Source organism: Cellulosimicrobium cellulans (assembly GCF_006539945.1).
Taxonomy (GTDB): Bacteria; Actinomycetota; Actinomycetes; order Actinomycetales; family Cellulomonadaceae; genus Cellulosimicrobium; species Cellulosimicrobium cellulans.
On sequence record NZ_BJNZ01000009.1, the window covers coordinates 1 to 26124 of the forward strand.

At 75.4% G+C, this 26124-nt stretch carries 22 protein-coding genes; 11 read left to right on the forward strand and 11 right to left on the reverse strand.

The genetic code is table 11. From position 1 onward, the window contains the following. Nucleotides 1-504 precede the first annotated feature (504 nt). The 5 genes from CCE02nite_RS08785 to CCE02nite_RS08805 all read right to left on the reverse strand — a co-directional run bounded on the left by CCE02nite_RS08785 (nt 505) and on the right by CCE02nite_RS08805 (nt 6346). Nucleotides 505-1797 (reverse strand): DUF58 domain-containing protein, encoded by a 1293-nt coding sequence (locus CCE02nite_RS08785; protein WP_141389285.1) that lies wholly within the window; start codon nt 1795-1797, stop codon nt 505-507. Between the two features lie 10 nt (nt 1798-1807). After that, nucleotides 1808-2914, reverse strand: a complete 1107-nt coding sequence (locus tag CCE02nite_RS08790) for an AAA family ATPase (protein ID WP_255318757.1) — start codon at nt 2912-2914, stop codon at nt 1808-1810. Between the two features lie 98 nt (nt 2915-3012). Then, nucleotides 3013-4281: a DUF4350 domain-containing protein gene (locus tag CCE02nite_RS08795; protein ID WP_255318742.1), complete on the reverse strand. Its 1269-nt coding sequence runs from the start codon at nt 4279-4281 to the stop codon at nt 3013-3015. Further along, a complete protein-coding gene (locus tag CCE02nite_RS08800) occupies nt 4278-4949 on the reverse strand; it encodes a DUF4129 domain-containing protein (protein ID WP_141389286.1) in 672 nt (223 codons plus the stop codon). Before CCE02nite_RS08800 ends, CCE02nite_RS08795 begins: the two co-directional genes overlap by 4 nt. Beyond that, nucleotides 4946-6346, reverse strand: a complete 1401-nt coding sequence (locus CCE02nite_RS08805) for a DUF7847 domain-containing protein (RefSeq protein ID WP_141389287.1) — start codon at nt 6344-6346, stop codon at nt 4946-4948. The genes CCE02nite_RS08800 and CCE02nite_RS08805 overlap by 4 nt, the downstream gene beginning before the upstream one ends. A 169-nt stretch (nt 6347-6515) precedes the next feature. Here CCE02nite_RS08805 and mtrA point away from each other — a divergent pair, with 169 nt between their 5' ends. The 7 genes from mtrA (at nt 6516) to secA (ending at nt 17360) form a co-directional block, all read left to right on the forward strand. Then, nucleotides 6516-7199 carry an MtrAB system response regulator MtrA gene (gene mtrA, locus CCE02nite_RS08810; protein ID WP_141389288.1) on the forward strand — a complete coding sequence of 228 codons (684 nt, stop codon included), beginning with the start codon at nt 6516-6518 and terminating at the stop codon, nt 7197-7199. Further along, nucleotides 7196-9037, forward strand: a complete 1842-nt coding sequence (mtrB, locus tag CCE02nite_RS08815; RefSeq protein WP_308463689.1) for an MtrAB system histidine kinase MtrB — start codon at nt 7196-7198, stop codon at nt 9035-9037. The genes mtrA and mtrB overlap by 4 nt, the downstream gene beginning before the upstream one ends. Beyond that, complete coding sequence (locus CCE02nite_RS08820; RefSeq protein WP_141389289.1) at nt 9034-10764, forward strand: LpqB family beta-propeller domain-containing protein; 1731 nt, start codon at nt 9034-9036, stop codon at nt 10762-10764. Before mtrB ends, CCE02nite_RS08820 begins: the two co-directional genes overlap by 4 nt. A gap of 162 nt (nt 10765-10926) precedes the next feature. Then, nucleotides 10927-11745: a ComF family protein gene (locus tag CCE02nite_RS08825; RefSeq protein ID WP_255318743.1), complete on the forward strand. Its 819-nt coding sequence runs from the start codon at nt 10927-10929 to the stop codon at nt 11743-11745. Between the two features lie 273 nt (nt 11746-12018). Next, a complete protein-coding gene (hpf, locus tag CCE02nite_RS08830) occupies nt 12019-12672 on the forward strand; it encodes a ribosome hibernation-promoting factor, HPF/YfiA family (RefSeq protein ID WP_141389290.1) in 654 nt (217 codons plus the stop codon). A gap of 123 nt (nt 12673-12795) precedes the next feature. Then, nucleotides 12796-14031 carry a winged helix-turn-helix domain-containing protein gene (locus tag CCE02nite_RS08835; RefSeq protein ID WP_141389384.1) on the forward strand — a complete coding sequence of 412 codons (1236 nt, stop codon included), beginning with the start codon at nt 12796-12798 and terminating at the stop codon, nt 14029-14031. A gap of 269 nt (nt 14032-14300) precedes the next feature. Further along, nucleotides 14301-17360, forward strand: coding sequence for a preprotein translocase subunit SecA (gene secA, locus CCE02nite_RS08840; protein WP_141389291.1), 3060 nt, complete (start codon nt 14301-14303; stop codon nt 17358-17360). 102 nt (nt 17361-17462) lie between these two features. On the opposite strand, the gene CCE02nite_RS08845 is transcribed toward secA, so the two are convergent. Both CCE02nite_RS08845 and CCE02nite_RS08850 read right to left on the reverse strand, forming a co-directional pair. Further along, nucleotides 17463-18053: an Rv3235 family protein gene (locus tag CCE02nite_RS08845; protein ID WP_141389292.1), complete on the reverse strand. Its 591-nt coding sequence runs from the start codon at nt 18051-18053 to the stop codon at nt 17463-17465. Between the two features lie 30 nt (nt 18054-18083). Then, nucleotides 18084-19100 (reverse strand): LysM peptidoglycan-binding domain-containing protein, encoded by a 1017-nt coding sequence (locus tag CCE02nite_RS08850; RefSeq protein ID WP_141389293.1) that lies wholly within the window; start codon nt 19098-19100, stop codon nt 18084-18086. A gap of 167 nt (nt 19101-19267) precedes the next feature. Here CCE02nite_RS08850 and CCE02nite_RS08855 point away from each other — a divergent pair, with 167 nt between their 5' ends. Continuing rightward, nucleotides 19268-19807, forward strand: a complete 540-nt coding sequence (locus CCE02nite_RS08855; RefSeq protein WP_255318744.1) for a hypothetical protein — start codon at nt 19268-19270, stop codon at nt 19805-19807. 29 nt (nt 19808-19836) lie between these two features. On the opposite strand, the gene CCE02nite_RS08860 is transcribed toward CCE02nite_RS08855, so the two are convergent. Continuing rightward, nucleotides 19837-20052 (reverse strand): helix-turn-helix domain-containing protein, encoded by a 216-nt coding sequence (locus CCE02nite_RS08860; RefSeq protein ID WP_087472469.1) that lies wholly within the window; start codon nt 20050-20052, stop codon nt 19837-19839. A 126-nt stretch (nt 20053-20178) separates the two neighbouring features. On the opposite strand from CCE02nite_RS08860, the gene CCE02nite_RS08865 reads away from it, so the two are divergent. Genes CCE02nite_RS08865 through CCE02nite_RS08875 form a run of 3 tightly spaced genes read left to right on the forward strand, consistent with a single transcriptional unit; the run spans nt 20179 to nt 22785 of the window. Further along, nucleotides 20179-20877: a CpaB family protein gene (locus CCE02nite_RS08865; RefSeq protein WP_141389294.1), complete on the forward strand. Its 699-nt coding sequence runs from the start codon at nt 20179-20181 to the stop codon at nt 20875-20877. Next, nucleotides 20874-22250 (forward strand): CpaE/TadZ family protein, encoded by a 1377-nt coding sequence (locus CCE02nite_RS08870; RefSeq protein ID WP_255318745.1) that lies wholly within the window; start codon nt 20874-20876, stop codon nt 22248-22250. The genes CCE02nite_RS08865 and CCE02nite_RS08870 overlap by 4 nt, the downstream gene beginning before the upstream one ends. Before the next feature lie 4 nt (nt 22251-22254). After that, entirely contained in the window at nt 22255-22785 is a 531-nt protein-coding gene (locus tag CCE02nite_RS08875) for a DUF6912 family protein (protein ID WP_141389295.1), read from the forward strand. A gap of 59 nt (nt 22786-22844) precedes the next feature. Here the strand turns inward: CCE02nite_RS08875 and hisN are convergent, their stop codons facing one another. The 3 genes from hisN to aroA are packed head-to-tail and all read right to left on the reverse strand — an operon-like array spanning nt 22845 to nt 26121. Beyond that, the gene (gene hisN, locus CCE02nite_RS08880; RefSeq protein WP_141389296.1) at nt 22845-23639 is read right to left on the reverse strand and encodes a histidinol-phosphatase; all 795 of its coding nucleotides are present in this window, start codon (nt 23637-23639) and stop codon (nt 22845-22847) included. A gap of 56 nt (nt 23640-23695) precedes the next feature. After that, entirely contained in the window at nt 23696-24766 is a 1071-nt protein-coding gene (rsgA, locus tag CCE02nite_RS08885; RefSeq protein ID WP_141389297.1) for a ribosome small subunit-dependent GTPase A, read from the reverse strand. Further along, entirely contained in the window at nt 24766-26121 is a 1356-nt protein-coding gene (gene aroA, locus CCE02nite_RS08890; protein WP_141389298.1) for a 3-phosphoshikimate 1-carboxyvinyltransferase, read from the reverse strand. Before aroA ends, rsgA begins: the two co-directional genes overlap by 1 nt. Nucleotides 26122-26124: the final 3 nt, after the last annotated feature.

The window sequence follows — 26124 nt, forward strand, 5'->3', positions numbered from 1 at the left end:
GGGGCGGGTGCGCCCGTGCCGGCTCGGCATGTGCTCGACCATGCCGTCCCGGCGGGTCGAGCAGGCGGGACAAGGACGCGTCCCGCGCGCCAGACGCGCCTGAACCACCTGCTCAACATGACAGCGCTGCGACCGGCTATCCGTTCCGCGCGCGGCCCAGGCCTTAGCCCACCCGGCGGGCGGTCGCCCGAGGTGAGGGCAGACCAGGGTGGGACGGCGCAGGGCGGGGTGGGTGGTGGTGCCGCGTCGTGGCGGGCCTGGCGGGAGCCGCGAGGAACGAGCGGCGGATGGTCGACGCGGCACCACCACCCACCCCGACCACCCAGGCCAACCACACGCCGTCGAGCACAAGAACCACGCCTCTACCGCGCGCGACCACGGCTCTACTTCGCGTGACCACGCCTCTACCTCGCGTGACCACGGCTCTACCTCGCGCGACCACGGCTCTACCTCGCGTGACCAGGGTTCTACCTCGGCCGACCAGGGTGCTACCTCGGCAAGGGGTCAGAGGCGGCCGGCGGCCTTGAGGGCGAGATAGGTGTCGGCGAGGCGGGGGGCGAGGTCGTCGGGGAGGGCGTCGACGACCTCGACGCCGCGCTGTCGCAGGACGGTCGTCACGGCGGCGCGCTCGATCTCCCCACGGGCCGCGGCAGCGGCGTCGTACACCTCGGCGGTGCCGGTGCGGTCGTCGCGCAGGGCGGCCACCTCCGGGTCCCCCGCGGCCGCGAGCACGACCTGGTGCTTGGCCGTGAGCTGCCCGACGACGGGGAGCAGCCCGGTCTCGACCGCGGCGGCGTCGAGGGTGGACAGGAGCACGACGAGCGCGCGCTGGGACAGGCGCTCGTGGACGGCGCCGACGAGCCCAGGCCAGTCGGTCTCGAGCAGCGCGGGCTCCAGGGGGGCGAGCGCGTCGGCCATGGCGGGCATGAGCCGCGGGCCGGCGGCCCCGGCGACGCGCGAGCGCACGGTGCGGTCGTACGCGACGAGCTCGACCCGGTCGCCCGCGCGCCCGGCGAGCGCGGCGAGCAGGAGCGCGGCCTCGATGCTCGCGTCGAGGCGCGGCTCGTCGCCGACGCGGGTCGCAGACGTGCGCGACGTGTCGACGACGATGAGCACGCGCCGGTCCCGCTCGGGCCGCCAGGTGCGCACGACCATGTCCCGACCGCGGGCGGACGCGCGCCAGTCGATCGAGCGGACGTCGTCGCCGAGGACGTACTCGCGCAGCGAGTCGAACTCGGTACCCTCGCCGCGCACCTGGACCGCGGCGCGGCCGTCCATCTCGCGCAGGCGCGCGAGCCGGCTCGGCAGGTGGCGGCGGGACGCGAACTCGGGGAGCACGCGGAGCCGGCCGGGCACGGTGATCGACGCCTGGCGGGCGGCGAGGCGCAGCGGGCCGAACGAGCGGATCGTGACCCGGTCGGCGACGCGCTCGCCGCGCCGCGTCGGCACGAGGACGGTCGTGACGCGCGTTGCCTCACCGGGTGGCAGGTCGACCGGGTGCCGGTTGACCTGGGTCCCGGCCGACGGCGGCCACGCGTCCCGGACGAGAGCGCGCAGCCGCCGCGAGGCGAGGTTCGTGAGGGTGAGGCGCGACGTCGTCGTGTCCGTGAGCCGGACGGAGCCCGGGACGCGCCGCTCGATCGCGACGCGCCGGGGGGACGCGGCGAGAGACGCGTCGAGCACGCACAGCGCGACGACCAGCAGCGTCCACACGAGCACCGTCCCCGGCACGGGGAACAGCAGCACGGGGACGATCCCGAGCGCCGTGAGCACGACGGCGCGCCACGTCAGGGCCACGTGCGACGCCTCAGCGGGGGACGGGGACGGACGCGAGCACGGTGTCGAGCACGCTCTCGGCGGTCACGCCCTCGAGCTCGGCCTCGGGCCGGAGCTGCACGCGGTGGCGCAGCGTCGGGTGCGCGAGGGCCTTGACGTCGTCGGGCGTCACGTACGACCTGCCGGACAGCCAGGCCCACGCGCGCGCCGTGGCGAGGAGCGCGGTGGCGCCGCGCGGGGAGACGCCGAGCGACAGCGAGGGGGAGTGGCGCGTCGCGCGGCACACGTCGACGGCGTAGCCCAGGACCTCGCGCGCGACCTGGACGCGCGCGACCTCCGCGCGCGCCCGGTCGAGCACGTCGCGCGCAGCCACGGGGCGCACGCCCGCGCCCGCGAGGTCGCGCGGGTTGAAGCCGGCGGCGTGGCGCGCGAGCACCTCGACCTCCTGCTCGCGCTCGGGCAGGGGCAGCACGACCTTGAGCAGGAAGCGGTCGAGCTGGGCCTCGGGCAGCGGGTAGGTGCCCTCGTACTCGACGGGGTTCTGCGTCGCGATGACGAGGAACGGGTCGGGCAGCGGGCGCGGGGTCCCGTCGACGGACACCTGGCGCTCCTCCATCGCCTCGAGGAGCGACGCCTGCGTCTTGGGGGGCGTGCGGTTGATCTCGTCCGCGAGCAGGAGGTTCGTGAAGACGGGACCTTCGCGGAAGGAGAACTCGGCGGTCCGTGCGTCGTACACGAGCGAGCCGGTGACGTCGCCGGGCATGAGGTCGGGTGTGAACTGCACGCGCTTGGTGCCGAGGTCGAGCGACGCGGCGAGCGTGCGCACGAGCAGCGTCTTCGCGACGCCGGGCACGCCCTCCAGCAGGACGTGACCCTTGCACAGGAGAGCGATGAGCAGGCTCGTCACGGCGCCGTCCTGCCCGACGACGGCCTTGCCGACCTCGGTGCGGACGGCGGCCAGCGACTGGCGCAGCTCGGGCGACGGTGCGGGCGGCGCGTCGTGCGCAGACGCCGGCGTCGTCGTGGGGACGCCGGGCTGGCCGTACGCGGCCTGCTGCGGGGCGCCGTAGCCCGGCGCCGGGGCGCCCTGTGCGGGCGGTCCGGGCTCGTGCCCGGGGGCGCCGGCGGCCGCGCTCACGCGGTCGGCGACGCTCGGGTCCTGGGTGTACGGCTGCTCCTGGTGCGGTGGCGGCGCGTAGCGGTCGGGCTGCGGCACGGAGCCGTCGGGGTGGTGCGTCACGAGTGGTAGACCTCGCTCTCGATCCGGTCAAGGTGACGCGCGAGCTCGAGCAGCGCCGCGTCGTCGGCGGGTGGTGGTCCGTACAGGAGCTGGGCGACCTGCTCGCTCGGGCGGCCCGTCGCGCGGGCGACGGCGTCGACGAGGGCAGGCGCGTCGGCGGAGCGCGGGAGGCCGAGCCGGCCCGCGAGCCGGTCCGCGGCGCTCGCGCGGAGCCCGGCCGCGGCGTGCCCGCGGGCCCCCGAGCGTCGGTAGAGGCGGCCGCGGCCGCGCGTCGTCTCCGCGGCGCGCACGACGACGGGCAGGTCCTCGGTCACGAGCGGGCCGAGCCTGCGGCCGCGCCACAGCACGATGACGAGCACGACGACGAGCACCTGGAGCGCGACGACGCCGAACCAGGGCGGCAGCGACAGCGCGGGGGTCTGCTCGTCCTGGCCGCCCCCGAGGGAGGTGTCGAACGGGTCGGGCACGAGCCATACCAGGCGCTCGTTCGCGCCGAGCATCCACAGGGCGAGGGCGGCGTTCCCGTCCTCGGTGACCGAGTCGTTGCGCAGCACGGCCGTCGTGTCCACGGCGCGCACGGTCCGCTCGTCGGTCTCGTGCACGAGGTAGGCGCCGATGGCCGGGTCGTCGGGGGAGGGGAAGCACAGGACGGTCGTCCGTCCGAGCGCGAGGAAGCCGACGCCGTCCGAGCGCAGGGCGCCGGCGGCCACCGCGGCAGGGTCGTCGCAGCGCGGGGAGCGGGCGGACGTCCCCGAGCCCCAGTCGTAGGCGAGCTCCGCGCCGCCGTCCGTCGCGGGCGACAGCAGGAAGTCGGGCGGGGCCACGAGGACGAGGTCGGTGGGCGTGCGCACGAGCGCCTCCACCTGCTCGTCGAGCAGGAAGTCGCCCTGCGCGACGAGCAGGGTGCCGCCGTCCGCGGAGGCCGCGACCGCGTCCGCGACGGTGGTCACGTACGTGACCTCGACGCCCTGGTCGCGCAGCACCTCCGCGACGGCCCGGGCGCCGGCGGGCCCGGGGTTGTCCGGTGCGAGGGGCGTGGACGACGTCGTCGGCCGCGCGATCGCCGACAGGCCGGCGAGCGCGAGGAGGGCGACGACGACGACGAGCGGCCAGCGCGCGCGACGCCACCTGCCGCGGGCGCGCGACCCGGCGGTGGTGCCGTCGCCGACGACGGGCACGTACGCCGTCGTCACGGTGCGGGGGCCCTCGCCCGAGACGTCGACGGGTGCCGCGCTCGGCGGCGGTCCGGGGTGGGTCGTGCTCACGCCTCACCGCCGGGGGGCGTCGTGGCTGTCGTCGCGAGCTCGGTGCGCAGCACGGGGCGCGTGGCGAGCGTGCGCTCGTCGAGCGCCCGCAGGAACGCGTCCGCCTCGGGCCCGACGGCGGCCTTGCCGTACGCGACGTCGTCGAACAGGTGCGCGCCGCGGGCGAGGCCGTCCGCGACGTCGGGCACGCGCTCGCCCGCGGCCTCGGCGGCCTCCCACGCGGTGCGTCCGGGACGGGCGTCGAGGACGGCCCGTTCCTCGAGCGAGCGGACGACGGCGCGGAAGCGCTCGAGCGTGGCGGTCGCCCAGTCGGCCCGCGACGCCGCGGCGTCGGCCGCCGCGCGCATCTCGGCGGCGGTCCGCGCGTCGTCGTCGTGCACGACGACGGACGACGTCGCCCGGCGCGAGAGGCGCACCGGGCCCGCGACCCAGTAGGCGATGCCGGCCACGAGGAGCACGACCGCGACGACGAGCACGGCGGTGAGCGGGCCGCCCAGGTCGATCGCGGGCGCGCCGTCGAAGAGCCCCTGGAGCCAGTCGAGGAACCTCTGCAGGAGCGACGGCTCCGTGCGGTACTCGGGCTTCGCGAGCTCCTCGACGAGCCAGCGGCGCGCCTCGTCGGCGTCCGGCTGCACGGGCACGTCGGCCGCGAGCGACCGCAGCGTCATGCGGGCGGCTGCGCGTTCGCCGCGGCGGCGAGCTCGACGTCCAGGCCCTCGCGCCGCATGCGCACGTCGATGTAGAGGAGCGCCACGACGCTCCCGAGGAACAGCGTCATGACGATCGTCGAGAGCGCGACACCGAGCGCCAGCAGGGCGTTCGCGAGGAAGCCCTGGCCCGCGGTGAGGAGGATCGTGCTCACGATGCTGAAGGGCGAGACGACGATCTGCACGACGACGTACATCGCGACGTAGGCGAGCAGGTAGATGCCGAAGAGGCGCCAGAAGCTGCCGCGGGTCAGGAGCCACGAGCGCCGGACGGTCGCCCAGAACGGCTGGCCCTCGAGCGCGAGCGCGGGCGGGACGAGCCCGGTGCGCGTGCCGACCCAGACTGCCAGGGCGAGGAGGCCCGGGAGGGCGACGACGAGCAGCACCACGCCGAGCCCGGTCGTGGCGGCGAAGCCGAGGGCGACCAGGAGCACGACCAGCGCGACGGCGACCACCCACGCGAGGCCCAGCAGGAGCGAGAAGCCGATGAGGAACCACGCGCGGCGCCCGACCTGCGACCAGACCTCGCCGATCGTGGCCTTGCGGCCGATGACGGACTGTCCGATGGACACCGTCAGCAGACCGCTGACGATCGGGGTGGCGAGGCTCGTCGTGAGCCCGGTCCCGAGCGTGCTCGAGTAGAGCATCGCGAAGTCGTTCTCCATCCCGCCCAGCCCGGACTCGCTGGGCAGGGAGAAGAAGAAGTCGGCGAAGTACCCGGAGAACGCCCAGCCGAGCAGCGCCCCGACGACGGTGGCGATCACGACGACGAGAGCGCTCATGCCGAGCATGACGCGGGGGTTGTGCCGGATCGCGCCGAAGGCACCGTCGAAGACCTCGCCGAGCGAGAGTGGGCGCAGGGGGACGATGCCGGGCTTCGCGGCGGGCGGCACGTAGGGCGCGCCGGCGAAGCCGGCGGGCGGGCCGTAGCCGGGGGCGCCGTACTGCTGCTGGCCGTACTGACCCTGGCCGTGCTGACCCTGGTCGTGCTGGCCCGGCCCGTAGCCCGGCTGGCCGTACCCGCCCTGACCCTGCGGCGCGGACTGCCCGTACTGCGGCTGTCCGTACGACGGCTGCCCCCACGCGCCCGGTGCCGGCGGCTGGTCCGCCGTCGGGCCCTGCCCGGGGCCGTACCCCGGCGCGTACTGGCCGTACTGGGGCTGCGGTCGCGGCGGCGGGGTGGGGCCGCCCGGCGTCCCGTAGCCGGGCGCGTCGTACGTGGGTGCGCCCCAGCCGCCGGCGTCGCCGCCCTGGCCGGGTCCCGCGGGCGTCGTCGGACCGGGCGCCGCCGCCGGGTCCGGCGTGGCACCGCTCGGTGTGGCACCGTCCGGCGTGCCGGAGGTGTCGGGTGTGCTCATGTGCTCGTGGTCCCCCGCGGTCGGCTCGGGCTGTCGGTCCAGGCCGCCGGGCGAGGATCGGCCACGGCGGCGAGGCCACCCTAGTACGCGCCCCCCGCGCGCGGGGGTTCACCCGCGCCCCGGCACCGGGTCGCGCCGAGCGGAGGCCCGTCGATGGCAAGATGTCCGCATGAAGGTTCGTGTGCTCGTGGTGGACGACGACACCGCCCTGGCCGAGATGATCGGGATCGTCCTGCGCTCCGAGGGCTTCGAACCGGTCTTCTGCGCCGACGGCGACCTCGCGCTCGAGACGTTCCGCAGCACCCAGCCGGACCTGGTGCTCCTCGACCTCATGCTCCCGGGCAAGGACGGCACCGAGGTGTGCCGCCTCATCCGCGCCGAGTCGGGCGTGCCCGTCATCATGCTGACCGCGAAGAGCGACACGGTCGACGTCGTGCTCGGGCTCGAGTCGGGCGCCGACGACTACATCTCCAAGCCGTTCAAGCCCAAGGAGCTCGTCGCCCGCATCCGGGCCCGCCTGCGCCGCACGGAGGAGCCGGCCCCGGAGCACCTGTCGATCGGCGACGTCGAGATCGACGTGACGGGCCACCGCGTCTCCCGCGGCGGCGAGCAGGTCGCGCTCACGCCGCTCGAGTTCGACCTCCTCGTCGCGCTCGCGCGCAAGCCCTGGCAGGTCTTCACCCGCGAGGTCCTCCTCGAGAAGGTGTGGGGCTACCGGCACGCCGCGGACACGCGCCTCGTCAACGTCCACGTCCAGCGTCTGCGCTCGAAGATCGAGCACGACCCCGAGAGCCCGGAGATCGTGCTGACCGTCCGCGGCGTCGGGTACAAGGCGGGCGCGACCCGCACGTGAGCGCGACGGCCGGCTCCACCGACGGGCGCTGGCGGGGGCTCTGGCGCCGGGTCCGTCGTCGCGCGCGTGCCACGGCCCGCCGCGTCGTGTGGCGCTGGCGCTCGTCGATGCAGCTGCGCGTCGTGACGTCGGCGCTCGTCGTGGGCGTCCTCACCGTCGGCGCGCTCGGCGCCTACCTCACCGACGCGATGCGCGACGGGCTCTACGAGCGGCGCGCGGCCGAGGTGGACCTGGAGAGCGCGCAGTCGACGCAGCAGGCGCGCAGCACGCTCGACGCCTCGCCCGCCGCGAACGCGACGGAGGCGCAGTCGCTGCTGTTCGACCTCTTCTCGATGCTCCAGAGCACGGGATCGTCGCGCGACGTCTTCCTGTGGCAGGCGGGAGGGTCGAGCACCGTCGGGTTCCTCGACCTGTCGACGAACCCGCAGCTCGTCGACCTCGTCACGCCCGAGATGCGCGAGGCCACGGTCACCGCCGACGGCGAGCAGTACCTGCAGTCCGTCGCCATCCCGGTCGACCCGGCGGACCCGGACTCGCCGGTCGTGCCGGGCATCGTCGTCGGCTCGACGGTCGAGGTGCCCGTCGCCGGGACGTACGAGCTCTACTACCTGTACGACCTGGAGGCCGACCAGGAGACGCTGCGCTTCCTCCAGTCCGTCCTCCTCGTCGGCGCGCTCGTCCTGCTCGCGCTGCTCGTCGGCATCACCGCGCTCGTCACCCGCCAGGCCGTGCTGCCCGTGCGGCAGGCGGCGACCGTCGCGGAGCGGCTCGCGGACGGTCGCCTCGACGAGCGGCTCCCGGTCAAGGGGCACGACGAGATGGCCTCGCTCGCGCACTCGTTCAACGAGATGGCACGGAGCCTGCAGGACCAGATCGGGCGCATGGAGGAGCTGTCGATGCTCCAGCGCCGGTTCGTCTCCGACGTCTCGCACGAGCTGCGCACACCGCTCACGACGATCCGGATGGCGTCCGAGGTGCTGCACTCCTCGCGCGAGGACTTCGACCCCGTCTCGAAGCGATCGACCGAGCTGTTGCAGACCCAGCTCGACCGGTTCGAGGACCTCCTCGCGGACCTGCTCGAGATCAGCCGGTTCGACGCGGGTGCCGCGGTCCTCGACGCCGAGCGCCGCGACCTGCGCGACGTCGTCAACGCCGCGGTCGACCACGCCGCCCCGCTCGCCGAGCGCAAGGGCGTGTGGCTGTCGGTCCACCTCGGGGACGAGCCCGTCACGGCGGACGTCGACCCGCGGCGCGTCGAGCGCATCGTGCGCAACCTCGTCGTCAACGCGATCGAGCACGCCGAGGAGCGGCCCGTGGAGATCACGGTCGAGGGCGACGGGCACGCCGTGGCGGTCGCGGTGCGCGACCACGGGGTCGGGATGACCGCGGACGAGGTCCAGCACGTGTTCGACCGCTTCTGGCGCGCGGACCCCGCGCGTGCCCGCACGACCGGTGGCACGGGGCTCGGCCTCGCGATCTCGCTCGAGGACGCCCACCTGCACGGCGGTTGGCTCGAGGCGTGGGGCCGGCCGGGGCGCGGCGCGAGCTTCCGGCTCACGCTCCCGCGGCGCGCGGGCATCCGGCTCCAGTCCTCACCGCTGCCGCTCGTGTCGGAGGCGGCCGTCGGCCGAGGGCTCCCCGCCGAGTGGAGCGCGACGACCCCGGTCGTCGAGGACGTCGAGGGGACAGCAGGTCCCGCCGACCTCCCGTCCGTCACGGGCGGCATCCCGGTCGTCCTGCCGCGCGACCACGACCCGCACCCGGGCCGTGGGGCATCGCCCCGGCCCGGGGAGCAGCCGGAGCGGCTGACCACCGACGACGTGCAGGAGGCGCGATGACCACGACCGGGACGCTGCACCGTCGGACCGTGCGCGCGCTCGCCGCCGGGCTCGCGGCGGCGTTCGTCGCCGTGCTCGGCGCGTGCGCCTCGATCCCCACGTCCGGACCGGTCACCGAGGGTCAGGCGACCCCGGAGGATCCCGGCCAGCCGTTCGTCAGCGCCGCGGCCCCGCGCCCCGACGCGTCGCCGTCCCAGATCGTCCAGGGCTTCCTCGCGGCCCAGGCCCAGGGCGCCCGGAGCTCGTTCGACGTCGCCTCGGAGTTCCTCACGCCGGCGGTCCAGGAAGAGTGGTCCCCGCTCGCCCAGGTGGCGGTCGTGGCGGGGGAGCCGGAGCTCGTCGTGGACGAGTCGACGCTCGAGGGCGGGACGACGACGGTCCGCACGACCGCGGAGCTCGTCGGCACCGTGGACGAGCACGGGGTCTACACCGAGGAGGTCCCCGGGCAGACCATCGAGATCTCCTACGGTCTCGTGCGCGACGACCGCGACCAGTGGCGCATCGACACCGTCGACGACGGCCTGACGATCACCGAGACGAACTTCGCGCAGACGTACAAGCAGGTCAACCTCTACTTCCCGACGCTCGACCGGGAGTACCTCGTGCCTGACGCGCGCTGGTTCCCCAGCCGCAACTGGCAGGCGCTCGCGGTCCGGGAGACCCTGCGCGGGCCGTCGGAGTGGCTCGCCGGCTCGGTGGCGACGGTCGCTCCCGAGGGCACCGCGCTGAGCATCGACTCGGTCCCGGCGGTGGAGGGGACGATCTCCGTGCCGCTCACGGAGCCTGTCACCGCGGCCTCGTCCGCGGACCGTGCCCTCCTGCTGGCCCAGCTCCAGGCCTCCCTCGGCGGACGCGTCGAGATCACGGTCGACGTCGGCGGGTCCGTGCTCTCGGCCGACGAGGTCCCGACGATCGGCGTCGCCACGACCCCCGACGACCCCGTCGTCCTGGCCGGCGACCAGATCATGAGGCTCCAGGGCCGCACGACCGAGCCGGTCGCGTCCGCCGCGCCGCTCACCGGGCTCCAGCCCACGGCCCTCGCGTTCCGGGGGCGCTCCACCGACGCCGCGTTCGTCGTCCGCGACGGGGGGAGCCGCATCGTCACGGCGCCGACCGCGGAGGCCGGGCCGACGACGCTCCTCACCGGGTCGAACCTGCTCGCCCCGTCGATCGACCGCTACCAGTACCTGTGGAGCGGTCCGCAGGTCCAGGCGGGCTCGTTGCAGGTGGTCGACCTCGGGGAGGCGGGCTCGGACGAGGCCGTGACCCCCGTCGCGGCGGCCTGGCTCGAGGGACGGACCGTCATGTCGGTGCGGGTCGCGCCGGACGGCGCGCGCGTCGCCGTCGTGAGCGACGCGGGGAGCGGGGCGCAGATCCATGTCGCGGGCATCGTCCGCGACGAGGCCGGTCGCCCCACCCAGCTCTCCGAGCCGGTCCGGGTGGGTCAGCCCGTGCTGGCGGCCACCCAGGTCACGTGGGTCGACCGCGCGCTCCTGGGTGTCCTCGGCAGGACGGCGGGGACGGCCGAGCCCGTGGTGCAGCGCGTCCCCGTCGGCGGGCCCACGGTGCCCTCGTCGCCGGTCGAGGATGCGGTGTCGCTCGCGTCGGCGACGGGCGTCTCGACGACGCTCGTCGGGACGAGCGACAGCAGCCTCTACGCCGCGGGGACCTCGACGCTCTGGACCAGGGTCGCGACCGAGGTGCGGCTGCCCACCTTCCCGGGCTGACCACGGCGACGATGCCGCGCCGCCCCGGGGGGAGGCCCGTCGCGCGTGCTGGGTGGACCACAGGCCCGGCCGCCGGGTCGGAGGCGTGCCCGCGCGGCGCCGTCGTCCACAGGTCGCCCGCCCGCGCCCGCACGCGGAGCCCTGCGCGGGCAGGCTGGTCCGGTGCTCCTGGGTGCCCTCGACGACGTCACGCGCCTCGTGCTGCCGGTCACCTGCCCGGGGTGCGACCGCCCCGACGTCCGCTGGTGCGCCGACTGCCTCGCGCTCCTGGACGCCCCGCTGCGGCGCCGTGAGCAGGCGGCCCCGCGTCTCGACCGGCTCGACGGCGTCGCGCCCCTGCCGGTATGGGCGCCCGCGCCCTACGCAGGACCGGTACGGGGTGTGGTCGTCGCGTGGAAGGACCGGGGCCGGGCCGACCTCGACGGTCCGCTGGCCGTGGTCGCCCGTCGCGCGGGCACCGCGCTGGCCGGGCTCCTCGGTACCGGCGCGCGACCCGTCGCGACGCCGCTGACGCGAGCGGACCCCGGACCGTCGCCCCGGGCGGTCCTGGTCGTTCCCGCGCCGACGTCCGCCGCGGCGCGGCGGGCCCGCGGCCGGGACCCCGTCGCCGTGCTCGCGCGCGGTGTCGCGGCGGGACTCAGGGCCTCGGGGGCACCGGCACGGGTCGCGTCCCTGCTCGTCCAGCGCGGGCGTGCGCGCGACCAGGTCGGGCTGGGCTCCCGGGCGCGCGGCGCACGTCTCGGCGCCGTCGGGGTCGCGACCGGGCCGGTGACGCGTCGTCGGGTGCAGGAGGCCTTGTGCGACCGGCTCCCGTGCCTCCTCATCGACGACGTCCTCACCACCGGAGCGACCCTCGCCGCGAGCGAAGCCGCTCTCGCGCGCGTCGGCCTGCCCGTGCTGGGGGCCTTCGTCCTCGCGGCGACGCCCGCGCCCTCGCGGCGTCGCGAGGCCGTCCGCGGGACCGTCTCGGAGACGCCGTGACGCGCCGTCCGGCGGACGGGCCGAAGGTCCTCCGGTTCACCTCCCGTTGGTGCTGCCGACACCCCGGAGAGCGGGTTAGTCTGAGGGCCAGTCGCCGCGGACGACGGAGGTGCAGGGCACTTCCGGCGCCGCGCGAGCGTACCGAGCGCGCGGCCTCGTGCCGCAAGGAGGTGGTAGCCCACCGCACCCGGACCCGGGTGCTCCTACCGAATCCGAACGGGGCGCTCGGACGCATCGAGCCGGGCGCCGCACAAGATCCTCGCGGAGGCTCACATGGAGATCGTCGTCGTCGGCAGGCACACGGAAGTGGCAGACCGCTTCCGCCGGCACGTGGAGGACAAGCTCGCCAAGGTCCAGCAGCTCGCGCCCACGGCGCAGCGCGTGGACGTCGAGGTCACCCACGAGAACAACCCGAGGCTCTCCGGGGTCCGCGAACGCGTCGAGCTGACCGTGCGCGCCAAGGGACCCGTCGTCCGTGCCGAAGCAGCGGCCGACGACCGGTTCGGCGCCCTCGACCTCGCGATGGACAAGCTCGCCGAGCGCCTGCGCCGTGCCCGCGACCGTCGCAAGGACCACCGCAACCACACCGTCGTGCCGCCCGTCGACGTGCGTCCCTACGACCCGGCCACGCACGCCGCACCCCCGCCGCCGGCGCCGACCGCGCCCAGCGAGCCCGGTGAGGCCGTCGAGACCACTCTCGGCGACTCGCCCGTCGTCATCCGGCAGAAGCTGCACTCCGCGGAACCCATGACCGTGGACGACGCGCTGTACGAGATGGAGATGGTCGGGCACGACTTCTTCCTCTTCGTCGACATCGAGACCTCGCGCCCGTCCGTCGCCTACCGGCGCCGCGGCTGGACGTACGGGGTCGTCGCGCTCGACACGTCCTGCGACTGCGCCGACGCCGCGGTCGAGAAGACCGCCTGACCCTCGCCGACGCGCCCGGACCCTCGCAGGGTCCGGGCGCGTCGTGCTGTCCCGTCCTGCCGGAGTGTGGGTGGGGTCGGGCAGGATCGAGGGGTGGTCGCCACGCCGTCGAGCTCCGAGTCGATGTCCCTCTCCCAGGCGCGCCGCGTCGCGCTCGCGGCGCAGGGGCTGCACCGTCCCCGCCCGTACGACGGAACGGGTGGCCGGGCGCCGACCATGCGGCAGGTCCAGGGGGTGATCGACCGGCTCGGGCTGCTCCAGATCGACTCGGTGAACGTGCTCGCGCGGGCGCACCTCATGCCGCTGTACGCGCGTCTCGGCCCGTACGACACGGCGCTGCTGGACCGCGCGGCCGGTCGCGCCCCGCGTCGGCTCGTGGAGACGTGGGCGCACGTCGCCTCGTACGTGCCGCCGAGCACGTGGCCGCTGCTCGAGTGGCGTCGCCGCCGGTACCGGACGGAGGCGTGGGGGACGATCAGCGCGGTCGAGATGAGCCACTCCGAGGCGGTGGAGGACGTGCGCCGCCTCGTCACCGAGCGTGGCCCGATCACGGCGAGCGAGGTGCACGAGATCCTGGAGGCGGAGGGTCGGGCGCACCCGCGGGACCGGTCCCAGTGGGGCTGGAACTGGACGGTCGCCAAGCGCGCGCTCGAGTTCCTGTTCTTCACGGGCGAGATCACGTCCGCGCGCCGCAACGGCGCGTTCGAGCGCTGCTACGACCTCACGGAACGCGTGCTCCCGCCGGAGGTGGTCGCGGCGCCGCCGGTCGCGGACGCCGACGCCGTCCGGGCGCTCCTCGAGATCGGTGCGCGCGCGCACGGGGTCGGGACGCTGCGCTGCTTCAAGGACTACTTCCGCCTCCGGGGCCCCGCGGTACGCACGGCGTTCGACGAGCTCGTCGAGGCGGGCACGCTGCGGCCGGTGGCGGTGCGCGGCTGGGACGAGCCGACGTACCTGCACGCGGACGCCGCGCTCCCGCGGCGCGCGACGGCGACGACGCTGCTCAACCCGTTCGACCCGCTCGTGTTCGAGCGCACGCGGCTCGAGCGGCTGTTCGACGTGCACTACCGGATCGAGATCTACGTGCCCGCGCCCAAGCGGGTCCACGGCTACTACGTCCTGCCGTTCCTCGAGGGAGAGCAGCTCACGGCGCGGGTCGACCTCAAGGCCGACCGGCGTGCGGGCGTGCTGCGGGTGCTGTCGGCGCACCGCGAGCAGGGGGCGGGGGAGGAGACGGCGGCCCGGCTCGCCGCCGAGCTCCGCGTGCTCGGTGGGTGGCTCGGCGTGCCCGACGTCGACGTGACGGTCTCGGGAGACCTGGCCCCCGCGCTCGCGGCCGAGGTGGCGACGACGGGCTGACGGGGCGGTCGGGGCCGGGCGTGTGGTGGGAGGCCCACCCGCGCGGTGGGCGTCCGGCCCGCGCAGGGACCCGGCGTCGTACCCTGGCGCGGGGTCTCGACGGCGAGGTTCGTCGTCGGCGAAACCCGGGCGGGTCCGACGTCGCTCCGACTCGCCTACGATGTTGTGTGACGTTGCCGACGTCCGCTGCCGTGCGCGCCCGCGCGGGAGAGCGTCGGCGCTGCTCCCGGACCACCCGGCCCGGGCACCGATCGATACGGGAGTCCTGCGTGCCTTCGATCCTCGACAAGGTCCTTCGCATCGGCGAGGGCCGGATCCTCAAGAAGCTGTCCGGCATCGCCGACCAGGTCAACAAGCTCGAGCCGGGCTTCGAGGATCTCACCGACGAGGAGCTGCGCGAGGAGACCGACCGCTTCAAGGCGCGCCTCGAGGCGGGCGAGACCCTCGACGACCTGCTCCCCGAGGCGTTCGCGGCGGTGCGCGAGGCGTCCCGCCGCACGCTCGGCCAGCGCCACTTCGACGTCCAGCTCATGGGCGGCGCGGCGCTGCACCTCGGCAACATCGCCGAGATGAAGACCGGTGAGGGCAAGACGCTCGTCGCGACCACGGCCGCGTACCTCAACGCGCTCGAGGGCAAGGGCGTGCACGTCGTCACGGTCAACGACTACCTGGCGAAGTACCAGAGCGAGCTCATGGGCCGCGTCTACCGCTTCCTCGGCCTGACGACCGGCGTCATCCTGTCCGGTCAGACGCCCGCGCAGCGCCGCCAGGAGTACGCCGCGGACATCACGTACGGCACGAACAACGAGTTCGGCTTCGACTACCTGCGCGACAACATGGCGTGGTCCACGGACGACCTCGTGCAGCGTGGCCACCACTTCGCGATCGTCGACGAGGTCGACTCGATCCTCATCGACGAGGCGCGGACGCCGCTCATCATCTCGGGTCCGGCGTCGGGCGACACGAACCGCTGGTTCGGCGAGTTCGCGAAGGTCGTGCGGCGCCTGAACCAGGGGGCCGACTACGAGGTCGACGAGAAGAAGCGCACCGTCGGCGTGCTCGAGCCGGGCATCGAGAAGGTCGAGGACTACCTCGGCATCGACAACCTCTACGAGTCGCTGAACACGCCGCTCATCGGGTTCCTCAACAACGCCATCAAGGCGAAGGAGCTCTTCAAGCGCGACAAGGACTACGTCGTGCTCAACGGCGAGGTCATGATCGTCGACGAGCACACCGGGCGCATCCTGCCGGGCCGCCGGTACAACGAGGGCATGCACCAGGCCATCGAGGCCAAGGAGGGCGTGCAGATCAAGGCGGAGAACCAGACGCTCGCCACGATCACGCTCCAGAACTACTTCCGCCTGTACTCCAAGCTCTCGGGCATGACCGGTACCGCGGACACCGAGGCCGCCGAGTTCCAGGGCACCTACAAGCTCGGCGTGGTGCCGATCCCGACCAACCGGCCGATGCAGCGCGTCGACCAGGCCGACCTCGTGTACAAGAACGAGGAGGGCAAGTTCGACGCGGTGGTCGCGGACATCGTCGAGCGCCACGCGCAGGGCCAGCCGGTGCTGGTCGGCACGACGAGCGTCGAGAAGTCCGAGCTGCTGTCGTCCAAGCTCAAGAAGCAGGGCGTGCCGCACGAGGTCCTCAACGCGAAGCAGCACGAGCGCGAGGCCTCGATCGTCGCGCTGGCGGGCCGCAAGGGCGCCGTGACGGTCGCGACGAACATGGCCGGTCGCGGTACCGACATCATGCTCGGCGGCAACGCCGAGTTCATGGCGGTCGCGGACCTCGCGGCGCGCGGCCTCGACGCCGCGGAGAACCCGGAGGAGTACGAGGCGGCCTGGCCGGACGCGCTCGAGAAGGCGAAGGCCGCGGTCGCGGCGGAGCACGACGAGGTCCGCGAGCTCGGCGGTCTCTACGTGCTGGGCACGGAGCGCCACGAGTCGCGACGCATCGACAACCAGCTCCGCGGTCGTTCCGGCCGTCAGGGCGACCCGGGCGAGTCCCGGTTCTACCTGTCGATGCAGGACGACCTCATGCGCCTGTTCAACTCGACCCTCGCCGAGTCGATGATGAACCGCGCCGGGTTCCCCGACGACGTCCCGCTCGAGTCGAAGATGGTCACGCGCGGCATCGCGAGCGCGCAGGGCCAGGTCGAGTCGCGCAACTTCGAGATCCGCAAGAACGTCCTCAAGTACGACGACGTCCTGTCGCGCCAGCGCACCGTCATCTACGACGAGCGCCGCCGCGTGCTCGAGGGCGAGGACCTGCAGGAGCAGGTGCAGCACTTCCTCACGGACGTCGTCACCGCGTACGTCGAGGGCGCGACGGCCGAGGGCAACCCGGAGCACTGGGACCTGGACGCCCTGTGGACCGCGCTCAAGGCCGTCTTCCCCATCTCGATCGAGCCCGACGAGGTCGTCGAGCAGGCGGGCGGAGAGACGCGTCTGACGAGCGAGATGCTGCTCGAGGAGATCCTCTCCGACGCGCGCATCGCGTACCAGAGCCGCGAGGAGCAGCTCGGTGCGGCGAACATGCGCCAGCTCGAGCGGCGCGTGACTCTCTCGGTCCTCGACCGGAAGTGGCGCGAGCACCTCTACGAGATGGACTACCTCAAGGAGGGCATCGGGCTGCGCGCGATGGCGCAGCGCGACCCGCTCGTGGAGTACCAGCGCGAGGGCTTCCAGCTCTTCCAGGCGATGACCGAGGCCATCAAGGAGGAGACGGTCGGGTACCTCTTCAACCTCGAGGTCAAGGTCGCCGAGCCGGGTGCGGCACCGGGCCAGGCGCCGGCGATCTCGGTCGCGGACGCCGCCCAGGCCGCGCAGTCGGCGGCTGGTCAGGCGCTCGGCGGGGCGGCGGGCGCGGCGTCAGCCGGTGCCGCCGCAGGTCTCGCGGCAGCGGCCCGGCAGGCCGCCGCTCCGGCGCAGGACGCCGCCGCCGAGGACGCTCCCGTCGAGGGCGCGCCGGCGACGGCCGACGCCCCGGTCGAGGACGCTCCGGTCGAGCCGGAGCCCGCTCCGGTCACGGCCCCGGCGGCGTTCGGCGGCCCGCGCGGGGACCGACCCGGCACGCTCATCGCGAAGGGCCTCGACGGTCCCGACCGGCAGGTCCCGCTGTCGTACAGCGCGCCGAGCGAGGACGGCACCGGTCAGGCCGTCGTCTCGGGCGACGCGAGCCGACGCTCGCGCCGGGCGCTGCACGGCGAGGCGAGCGCGGTCGAGAGCGACGGCCGCACCTTCCCGGGGACGCCGCGCAACGCGCAGTGCCCGTGCGGCTCGGGCAAGAAGTACAAGGTCTGCCACGGCCAGAACGAGGAGTGATCCTCGACCCGTCCGGCGTGCGCCGCGACGGGAGCGACGACGGCGGGGCGTGCCACCAACGGGTGGCGCGCCCCGCCGTCGTCGGTGGGGTTCTGGGCCCGGTCACCCGATCTCGAGCGCGACCACGCGCCACGTGCCACGGCGTGCCTCGAGCCGTGCCGCGGCGGCCCGCACGCGGTCACCGTCCTCGACCACGACCGTGCCCTCCGCGACGCCCTCGCCGATCCGCAGCACCCGGGCACGGCGCACGGTGACGGGCCGGGTCGTCGTCGGGCGTGGGCCGTCGGCGACGAGCCGCGACCGCCGCGCGAGCGTCTCGTAGATCTCGGGCGACACCCATCGGGCGAGCTGGCCCACGGTGCGCTCGCCGCGCACGACCTCGACGGCAGCCCGTACGACGGCGCAGCACAGGGGCGTCGGGTCCGGGAGCGGGAGCGGTGTGGTCGGCGGTGCGAGCGGTCGTCCCCGCACGACGTGCTGCGGTACCCGTGCCGTGGTCACGTCGGTCAGGTCGATCGTCGGGACGGGACGCTCGCCGCCGCAGCGCAGCAGGCGCGCGGGCAGGTCGGCGGGCACGCTCGCGGAGCGGGCGGGGTGCGCGGGCTGGTGGGGCGGCGCGGGGGCGGTCCGACGGCGAGTCGGCGCGACGACGTCGGTCGTGGCGTCGGTGGTGGTCAGCAGGGGAGTGATCATCGTGGGGCCTCCTTCGCGGCGGGCGGGTCGTCAGGAGGCCGGTGCGACGAGCACCTGGCCCGGGCGGACGAGATCGGGGTCGTCGCCCACGACCCCGACGTTGGCGGCGTACCAGCGCTGCGCCGCGTCGGCCACCTGCGCGTCCGACGCGCCGTCGGGGAGGTGGCGTGCGGCGATCGACCAGAGCGAGTCGCCGCGCACGACGACGACCTCGCGCGGCTCGTCCGCGGCGACGTCCCGCACCACGGTGAGCGCTGCGTCGCGCTGCTCGGCCGCGGCGCTCCGGGCCTCCGGCGCACCTGCCGGAGCCGACAGACCCGTCGACGTCGCGGTTCCAGGTGCCGTCGCGTGTGTCGCCGCCTGTGCCGGAGCCGGGGCCGACGGCGCGCCCGGAGCTGTGCTCGGCGCGGCCGGGCTGCGCGACGGCATCGACGGCGCAGCCGGTGCGGAGGACGCGTGGTCGGTAGACCCGGGGGTCGGGGCGGTGATCGTCGGCGCGGGCTGGTCGAAGGCCGTCGTCGGGGCCGGGGGAGCGTGCGGCGGCGCGGGGGACGCTACGTCCGTCGGGAGGGGAGCGGGCTGCGCCGGCGCGGCGGGTTCGGGAGCGGTCGAGGTCTGCCACCCCAGGTCGACCGCCACGACGCCGGGGTCGGCGTCCGGCGTCGTGGCGGCCTGCGCGGTCCCTCCGGCGAGGACGAGGCCCGCACCCACGGTCAGCCCCACGCCGGCTCGCGCGGCCCGGCGGACGACGGCGGGTGCCGTGCGCACGAGGAGCCGTTCTCCGGCTCCCCACGAGCGGCCCACGGCGCGCGCGACGACGCAGCCCAGGCCGAGCAGAGCGCTGACGCCCACCCACGTGGCCGCCACGGCCCCGAGCGCGACGGCGAGAAGCTCGACGTAGGCCTCGGGGCGGGCCGCGGGGAGGGCGCCCACGAGGTGCGCGGCGCGCAGCGCGAGCGCCGTCACGGCGCCGCCCATGAGGAGGAGGAGCGCGAGGAGGACGGCGACGCCTCCGGCTCGTGCGGGTACAGCGGTACGACGGTCCATCGGTGCCCCCTGCGTGGCCGCCTGGGAAAGACGGCTCTTGATGTTGTTTGGTGTCGTTTGATGACGACAGGTCGATCTAATCGCGACCGCTTGCTCCTGTCCAGGGGGATTCTCGTGATGTGGACAGGGTGCGGTCCGGTGGCGCGGGGGACCGCTACGGTGTCCCGGTGCGATGGGACGCCCTCTTCGACGACCTCGCGGCGCAGCTCGCCGCCGCGGAACTGCAGGACCGGGCCGCCGCCGTCGCCGACCTCACCCGCGCGGAGCACGCGACGATCACGCTCGTCGAGCGGCTGCGCGGCACACCCGGCACGGTCACGCTCGAGCTGCGCGACGGGTCGGCCGTCACCGGAGAGCTGCGCGAGGCGGCGGAGGAGTGGGTGCTCGTCGGTGACTCCCGGCGTCAGCACCTCGTCCCGACCGGCGCGATCGCCGCCGTCCAGGGCCTCGGTCGCCATGCCGAGCCGGCATCCGCGGGGAGGTCGGCGCGGTTGAGCCTCGGCCACGCCCTGCGCGCGCTCATGCGCGACCGTCGGCCCGTCCAGGTGCGGACTCCCGCCGGGACCTTTCCCGGGTGGCTCGCGCGGGTCGGCAAGGACCACGTCGACCTGGAGGTCGCCCCGGGCGACGGGCACGGCTCGCGGGTCGTGCCCTGGTCCGCCGTCCTGTGCGTCAGCGAGTCGCCGACGGGGTTCGTCCCGCGGTGAGGAACATCCAGGGGGAGCGCGGCGGTCGCTCAGCCGTCGAAGTCGCCGGCCTCGATGCGCTGGCGCGTCTGCGCGTACATCCGCTGGATGTACGCCTCGAGCTCGCTGACCTCGACGCGCCACTGCCCCCGGCCGCCCACCTGGATCGCGGGGAGCTCGCCGGAGCGGACGAGCGCGTACGCCTGCGCGGCGGAGATGTTCAGCTCGTCCGTGACGTCGGCGAGGGTGAGGAACCGCTGGGCCATGACGTCAGTCTGGCACGCGCGTGCCGCGCCGCGGTGCTCGTCCACAGGCACTGCCACGGGTGGCGCAGACCGGGGATCATGAAGCCGCGGCACGGCTGACGTGCCGGACGACCAAGGGGGAGATCGATGACGACGACGACGGAACGACCCGTGCGAGTCGAGCCGGCACGGCCCGCCGCGCGACTGAGGCGGCCGGGCTGGAAGGACCCGCGGCTCCTCGTGGGGGTCGTGGTGGTCGCGCTGTCCGTGGCTCTCGGGTCGTGGGCCGTGAGCACCGCGAGCCGGACCGTCACCGTCTACGCGGCCGGGGCGGCGCTGACGCCCGGGACGACCGTGACCGCGGCGGACCTGCGGGCGGTCGAGGTGCGGCTCGGGTCGCAGGCGGACCGCTACCTCCTCGTGGCCGACGGGCTCCCGGACGAGGCCGTCGTCCTGCGCACCGTCGCCGCGGGCGAGCTGGTCCCCGCGTCGGCGCTCGGTGCGGCCGCCGACCTCGCCGTGCGCGCCGTCGCCGTCCCGGTGACGACGGGCCTCTCGGAGCGGATCGTCGCCGGGGCGGCGGTCGACGTCTGGTACGTCCCCGAGGCTCCCGCCTCGACGGCCGGTGCCGCGCCGGGCACCGCCGCAGGGGACGAGCCACCGCAGCCCGCGCTGCTCGTCGAGGGCGTCACCGTCGCACAGGTCGACGAGGGCGAGGGGACGCTCGTCGTGGGCGGACCGACGACGGTCCACCTCCTGGTCAGCGTCGACGACCTCCCGGCCGTGCTCGCGGCGGTGGCCGGGGACGGGACGATCGCGCTCGTCCCCGTCGGGGCCGCGGGATGAGCGGCGCGACCACGGTCGCGACCGTCCTGTGCGCGGTCCGGGGCGCGCGCGAGGCCGAGGTGGTCACGACGCTCGCCGCTCCCGGGCTCCAGGTCACGCGGCGGTGCGCGGACGTCGTCGAGCTGCTCGCCGCGGCCGCGGCGGGCGCGGGCCGGGTCGCCGTCGTGTCGTGCGACCTGCCCGCGCTGGACCGGCAGGCGGTCGTCGACCTGCACGCCCACGACGTGCGGGTCGTCGCGCTCGCCCCGGCCGGGACGTGGGAGGAGGAACGGGTGCGGGCCTACGGGGTCGACGCCGTCGTCGACCTGGACTCCGCGCCGGATGCGCTGTGCGACGTCGTCCGGGCCGTCCTGCCGCCCCGCGGTGCGGCCACGGGCGTACCCGGCGTCCCCCTGCGTGCCGTCGACGCCGGCGCCACCGATCCGGGGCGGGAGCCCCGCCTCGGGCGGACCGTCGTCGTGTGGGGGCCGACCGGCGCGCCCGGCCGCACGACCGTGGCGACGAACCTCGCTGCCGAGCTCGCGGGACCGGTGCCCGGGCGGCGTGCGCGTCCGGCGCGCCGGACCCGGCGCTCGGCGGACGTGGACGTCCCCGCCGCCGTCCCCTCGGCGCCCGACGCGGAGGTCCTGCTCGTCGACGCGGACACCTACGGCGGGAGCGTCGCCCAGCGACTCGGCCTGCTCGACGAGTCACCGGGGCTGGCGGCGGCCGCCCGCAGCGCGGGTCAGGGCGCGCTCGACGGCGCGGGGCTGCTCGCGCTGGCGCCGACGGTCCTGCCACGGGTCCGGGTGCTGACGGGCCTGAGCCGGGCGGCCCGGTGGCCGGAGCTGCCCGGGGCGTCGCTCGACGCCGTGTGGGAGGTCGGGCGGTCCGTCGCGGACTGGACGGTCGTCGACTGCGGATTCGGGATCGAGCGGGACGAGCTCCTGACGTACGACACCCGCGCCCCGCAGCGCAACGACGCGACGTGGAGCGCGCTCGCGGCCGCGGACGTGGTGGTCGTCGTCGGTGCGGGCGACCCCGTCGGGCTCCAGCGTCTGGTCCGGGCGCTCGACGAGCTCGCCGAGACGGGCGCGTGCGTCGGCGCGGCGCGCGTCGTCGTGGTGAACCGCGTGCGCGCGAGCGTCGTCGGGCCCCGGCCCGAGCGGGCGGTGCGCGACGCGATGGCCCGCTACGCGGGCGTCGACGACCTGCACGTCGTCCCTGAGGACGCCGCGGTCGACCTCGGGCTCCGCGAGGGTCGGACGCTCGCGGAGTCGGCGCCCGCGAGCCCCGCCCGTCGCGCTCTCGCACGGCTCGCCGCGCACGTGCGGGAGGCGGCGCCGCCCGGGCGTGGTGCGGCGCACGGACTCGCGCTGGAGGCGGCACACTGAACCCATGCGCATCTACCTCCCCGCGACGCTCGACGAGCTCGACGCCGTCACCGTGACCGCCGACGCCGCCCGCTGGACCGTCGCCCCGCGCGGCGCCCACGCCGTGACCGCCGCGCTGACGCGCGCGCTGCCCGACGAGGACGAGGAGGGCCTGGAGTACGCGGCCGCGCTCGAGGCGGCGGACGACTCGCTCGCGCTCGTCGCGTCGCGCCCGGACGCGCCGCGCCAGCGGCTCGTCGTGACGCTCGAGGTGCCCGACGGCGCGGTGCAGGTCGTGGGCGCCGAGGACTCCGACGACGAGGATGCACCTGCGCCCAGCGCGGTCGAGGTCCTGCGGACCGTGCCCGACGTCGCGATCGTGTGCGTGCACGTCGACGAGCCCGAGGCCGTCGAGGACGTCGCGGCGGTGCTCGCCGCGGCCGACGACGACGGCCCCGGTGCCGACGCGGCGCTCGACGCCGCGATCGACCGGGTCAACGAGCGCGACCTGCTCTGGTACGACTGGTCCGAGCTCAAGGACGTGCCGCGCGGCTGACGGTTTCGCGGTGCGGAGCGGCCGGTCGGGACCCAGGCAGTGCCCGACGGCGGTCCGCGTCAGCCGAGGCGGCCGAGCACCTCGTCGTGCAGCAGCCCGTTGGTCGCGACGGCGTTGCCGCCCCACGGGCCGTCGGCGCCGTCGAGCGAGGTGAACCGGCCGCCGGCCTCGGTGACGATGGGGACGAGCGCGGCCATGTCGTAGAGCTCGAGCTCGGGCTCGGCGGCCGCGTCGGCGGCGCCCTCGGCGACGAGCATGTACGACCAGAAGTCGCCGTAGCCGCGCGTGCGCCACGCGCCGCGCATGAGGTCGAGGAACGGCTCGAGCTTTCCGCGCTCCTCCCAGCCGTCGAGCGACGCGTAGGCGAGCGAGGCGTCGGACCACGACGAGACGCCCGACACCTGCATCCGTGACGCGGCGGCGAGCGACTTGCCCGTCCACGCGCCGGTGCCCTTCGCGGCCCACCAGCGCCGGCCCAGCGCGGGCGCGGAGACGAGCCCGACGACGACCTCGTCGCCGTCGGCGAGCGCGATGAGCGTGGCCCACACGGGCACGCCGCGCACGAAGTTCTTGGTCCCGTCGATCGGGTCGACGATCCAGCGCCGCGCGCCGTGACCGGTCTCGCCGAACTCCTCGCCGACGATCGCGTCGCGACCGCGGGCCCGGCCGAGCTGGCCGCGGATGATCTCCTCGGCGGTGCGGTCGGCGTCGCTCACGGGCGTCGAGTCCGGCTTGGACTCGACGTGCAGGTCGAGCGCCTTGAACCGGGACATCGTGTGCGCGTCGACCTGGTCGGCGATCACGTGGGCGAGGCGCAGGTCGTCGTCGTAGCCGCGCGTCGAGGGGGGCGTCATGGCTCACACCGTAGCGGTGCCCGCCCAGGCGGGGGAGGCGCCGCGCGGGCCAGGGCTCAGGCGGCGCCGGTGCGCGAGGCGAGCACGCGACGGAACGACTCGAGGCGGGCGGCGCGGGCGGCGCGGGTCTCGTCGTCGGGCGACGCCTCGACCCACTCGTCGAGCGCGCAGTCCGGGGCGTCGTCCAGGTGGGTGCACCCGCGCGGGCAGCCCGCGGCGACGGCGTCGAGGTCCTCGAACGCGTGCAGCAGGTGGTCGACCTGGACGTGCGCGAGGCCGAACGACCGCACGCCGGGGGTGTCGATGACCCAGCCGCCGCCGGGCAGGCGCAGCGCGACGGCCGAGGTCGACGTGTGCCGGCCGCGGCCCGTGACGTCGTTGACGTGGCCCGTCGCGCGCTGCGCGTCCGGGACGAGCGCGTTGACGAGCGTCGACTTGCCGACGCCCGAGTGGCCGACGAACACCGACGTGCGTCCGGCGAGCGCCTCGCGCACCGCGTCGAGCGGCTCGATCGCCCAGCCGTCCGGAGCGAGGCCGTCGGGCGCGCGGCGCGTCACGACGACGGACACCCCGAGCGGCTCGTACAGCGCGCGCAGAGGCCCCGGGTCGGCGAGGTCCGCCTTGGTGAGGCACAGCAGGACGTCCATGCCGGCGTCGTATGCGGCGACGACGCACCGGTCGATCATGCGCGTGCGCGGCTCCGGATCGGCGAGGGCCGTGACGATCACGAGCTGGTCGGCGTTCGCGACGACGACCCGCTCGTACGGGTCGGTGTCGTCGGCCGTGCGCCGCAGGACGGACGAGCGCTCCTGGATCCGTACGATCCGGGCGAGCGTGCCGTCGTCGCCGCTGACGTCCCCCACGAGGTCGACCCGGTCTCCGCAGACCACCCGCGTGCGGCCGATGTCGCGGGCCTTCATCGCGACGATCGTGCGCTCCTCGCCGGCAGCGACGTGCTGGTCCTGGCCTCCTCCGCCGACGAGCAGCGTGTAGCGCCCCCGGTCCACGCCCGTGACGAACCCCGTCACCGCGTCCGCGTGCTCGGGCCGTTGCTTGGTGCGCGGACGGCTCCCGCGCTTGCCGGGGCGCGCGCGGAAGTCGGACTCGTCCGGGACGCGGCGCGCCATCAGCGGGCCGCCGCTCCCGTGCCGGGACCGGTCCCGCCCCCGAGCATGCGCTCCCACATCCCCGCGAACCCGGGCAGCGTCTTGGCCGTCGTCTCGACGTTCTCGACGCCGACCCCCGGGACGCGCAGGCCGATGACGGCAGCGGACGTCGCCATGCGGTGGTCGTGGTACGTGCGGAACAGCGCGCCGTGCAGGGGGCGCGGCGTGATGACGAGGCCGTCGCGCGTCTCCTCCGCCTGCCCGCCGAGGCGCGTGATCTCCGTCGCGAGCGCGGCGAGCCGGTCGGTCTCGTGCCCGCGCAGGTGGGCGATGCCGCGCAGGCGGCTGGGGGAGTCGGCCAGGGCGGCCAGCGCGGCGATCGTCGGCGCGAGCTCGCCGGCGGCGTGCAGGTCGACGTCGACGCCGCGCACCTCGCCCGTGCCCGTCACGGACAGCACGTCGCCGTCCAGCGATGCGGTCGCGCCCATGGACTCGAGCAGCTCGGGGACCATCGCGCCCGGCTGGGTCGTCGCCGTCGGCCAGCCCGTGACGCGCACGGTGCCGCCCGCGACGAGCGCGGCGGCGAGGAAGGGGGCGGCGTTCGACAGGTCGGGCTCGACCTGCACGTCGCGCGCCGCGATCGGACCCGGCTCGACCCGCCAGATCGCGGGCCGGGAGTCGTCGACGACGACGCCGACCTCGCGCAGGACCTCCACCGTCATCTCGATGTGGGGCATGCTCGGCAGCGTGTGGCCGACGTGCCGCACCGTGAGGCCCTGGTCGTAGCGCGCGGCGGCGAGGAGGAGCCCGGAGACGAACTGGCTCGACGCCGACGCGTCGACGTCGACCGACCCGCCGCGCACGCGGCCGCGACCGCGGATCGTGAAGGGGAGCGTCGTCGGCAGCCCCGCGCCGTCGCCCTCCACGGGGACGTCCAGCGCGCTGAGCGCGGCGAGGACCGGGCCCATGGGGCGCACGCGCGCGCCCTCGTCGCCGTCGAACCGGACCGTGCCGTCGGCGAGCGCCGCGAGCGGCGGCAGGAAGCGCATGACGGTGCCCGCCAGGCCGCAGTCCACCTCGACGGGCCCGCGCAGCGGGCCGGGGGTCACGCGCAGCTCGCTGGGCGACGCGCCCTCCTCGACGCCGACGCCGAGCGTGCGCAGGGCGGCGATCATGAGGTCGGCGTCGCGGCTGCGCAGGGCGCCGCGCAGCGTCCCGGGCCCGTCGGCGAGCGCGGCGAGCACGAGCAGCCGGTTCGTCAGCGACTTCGACCCCGGGACCTCGACCGTCGCGTCGAGCGGCCCGCCCGCCGTGGGCGCGGCCCAGCCCTCGTCGACGGCGGGGGGCACGGGCGCGGCGGAGGGCGAGGTCGTCATGGC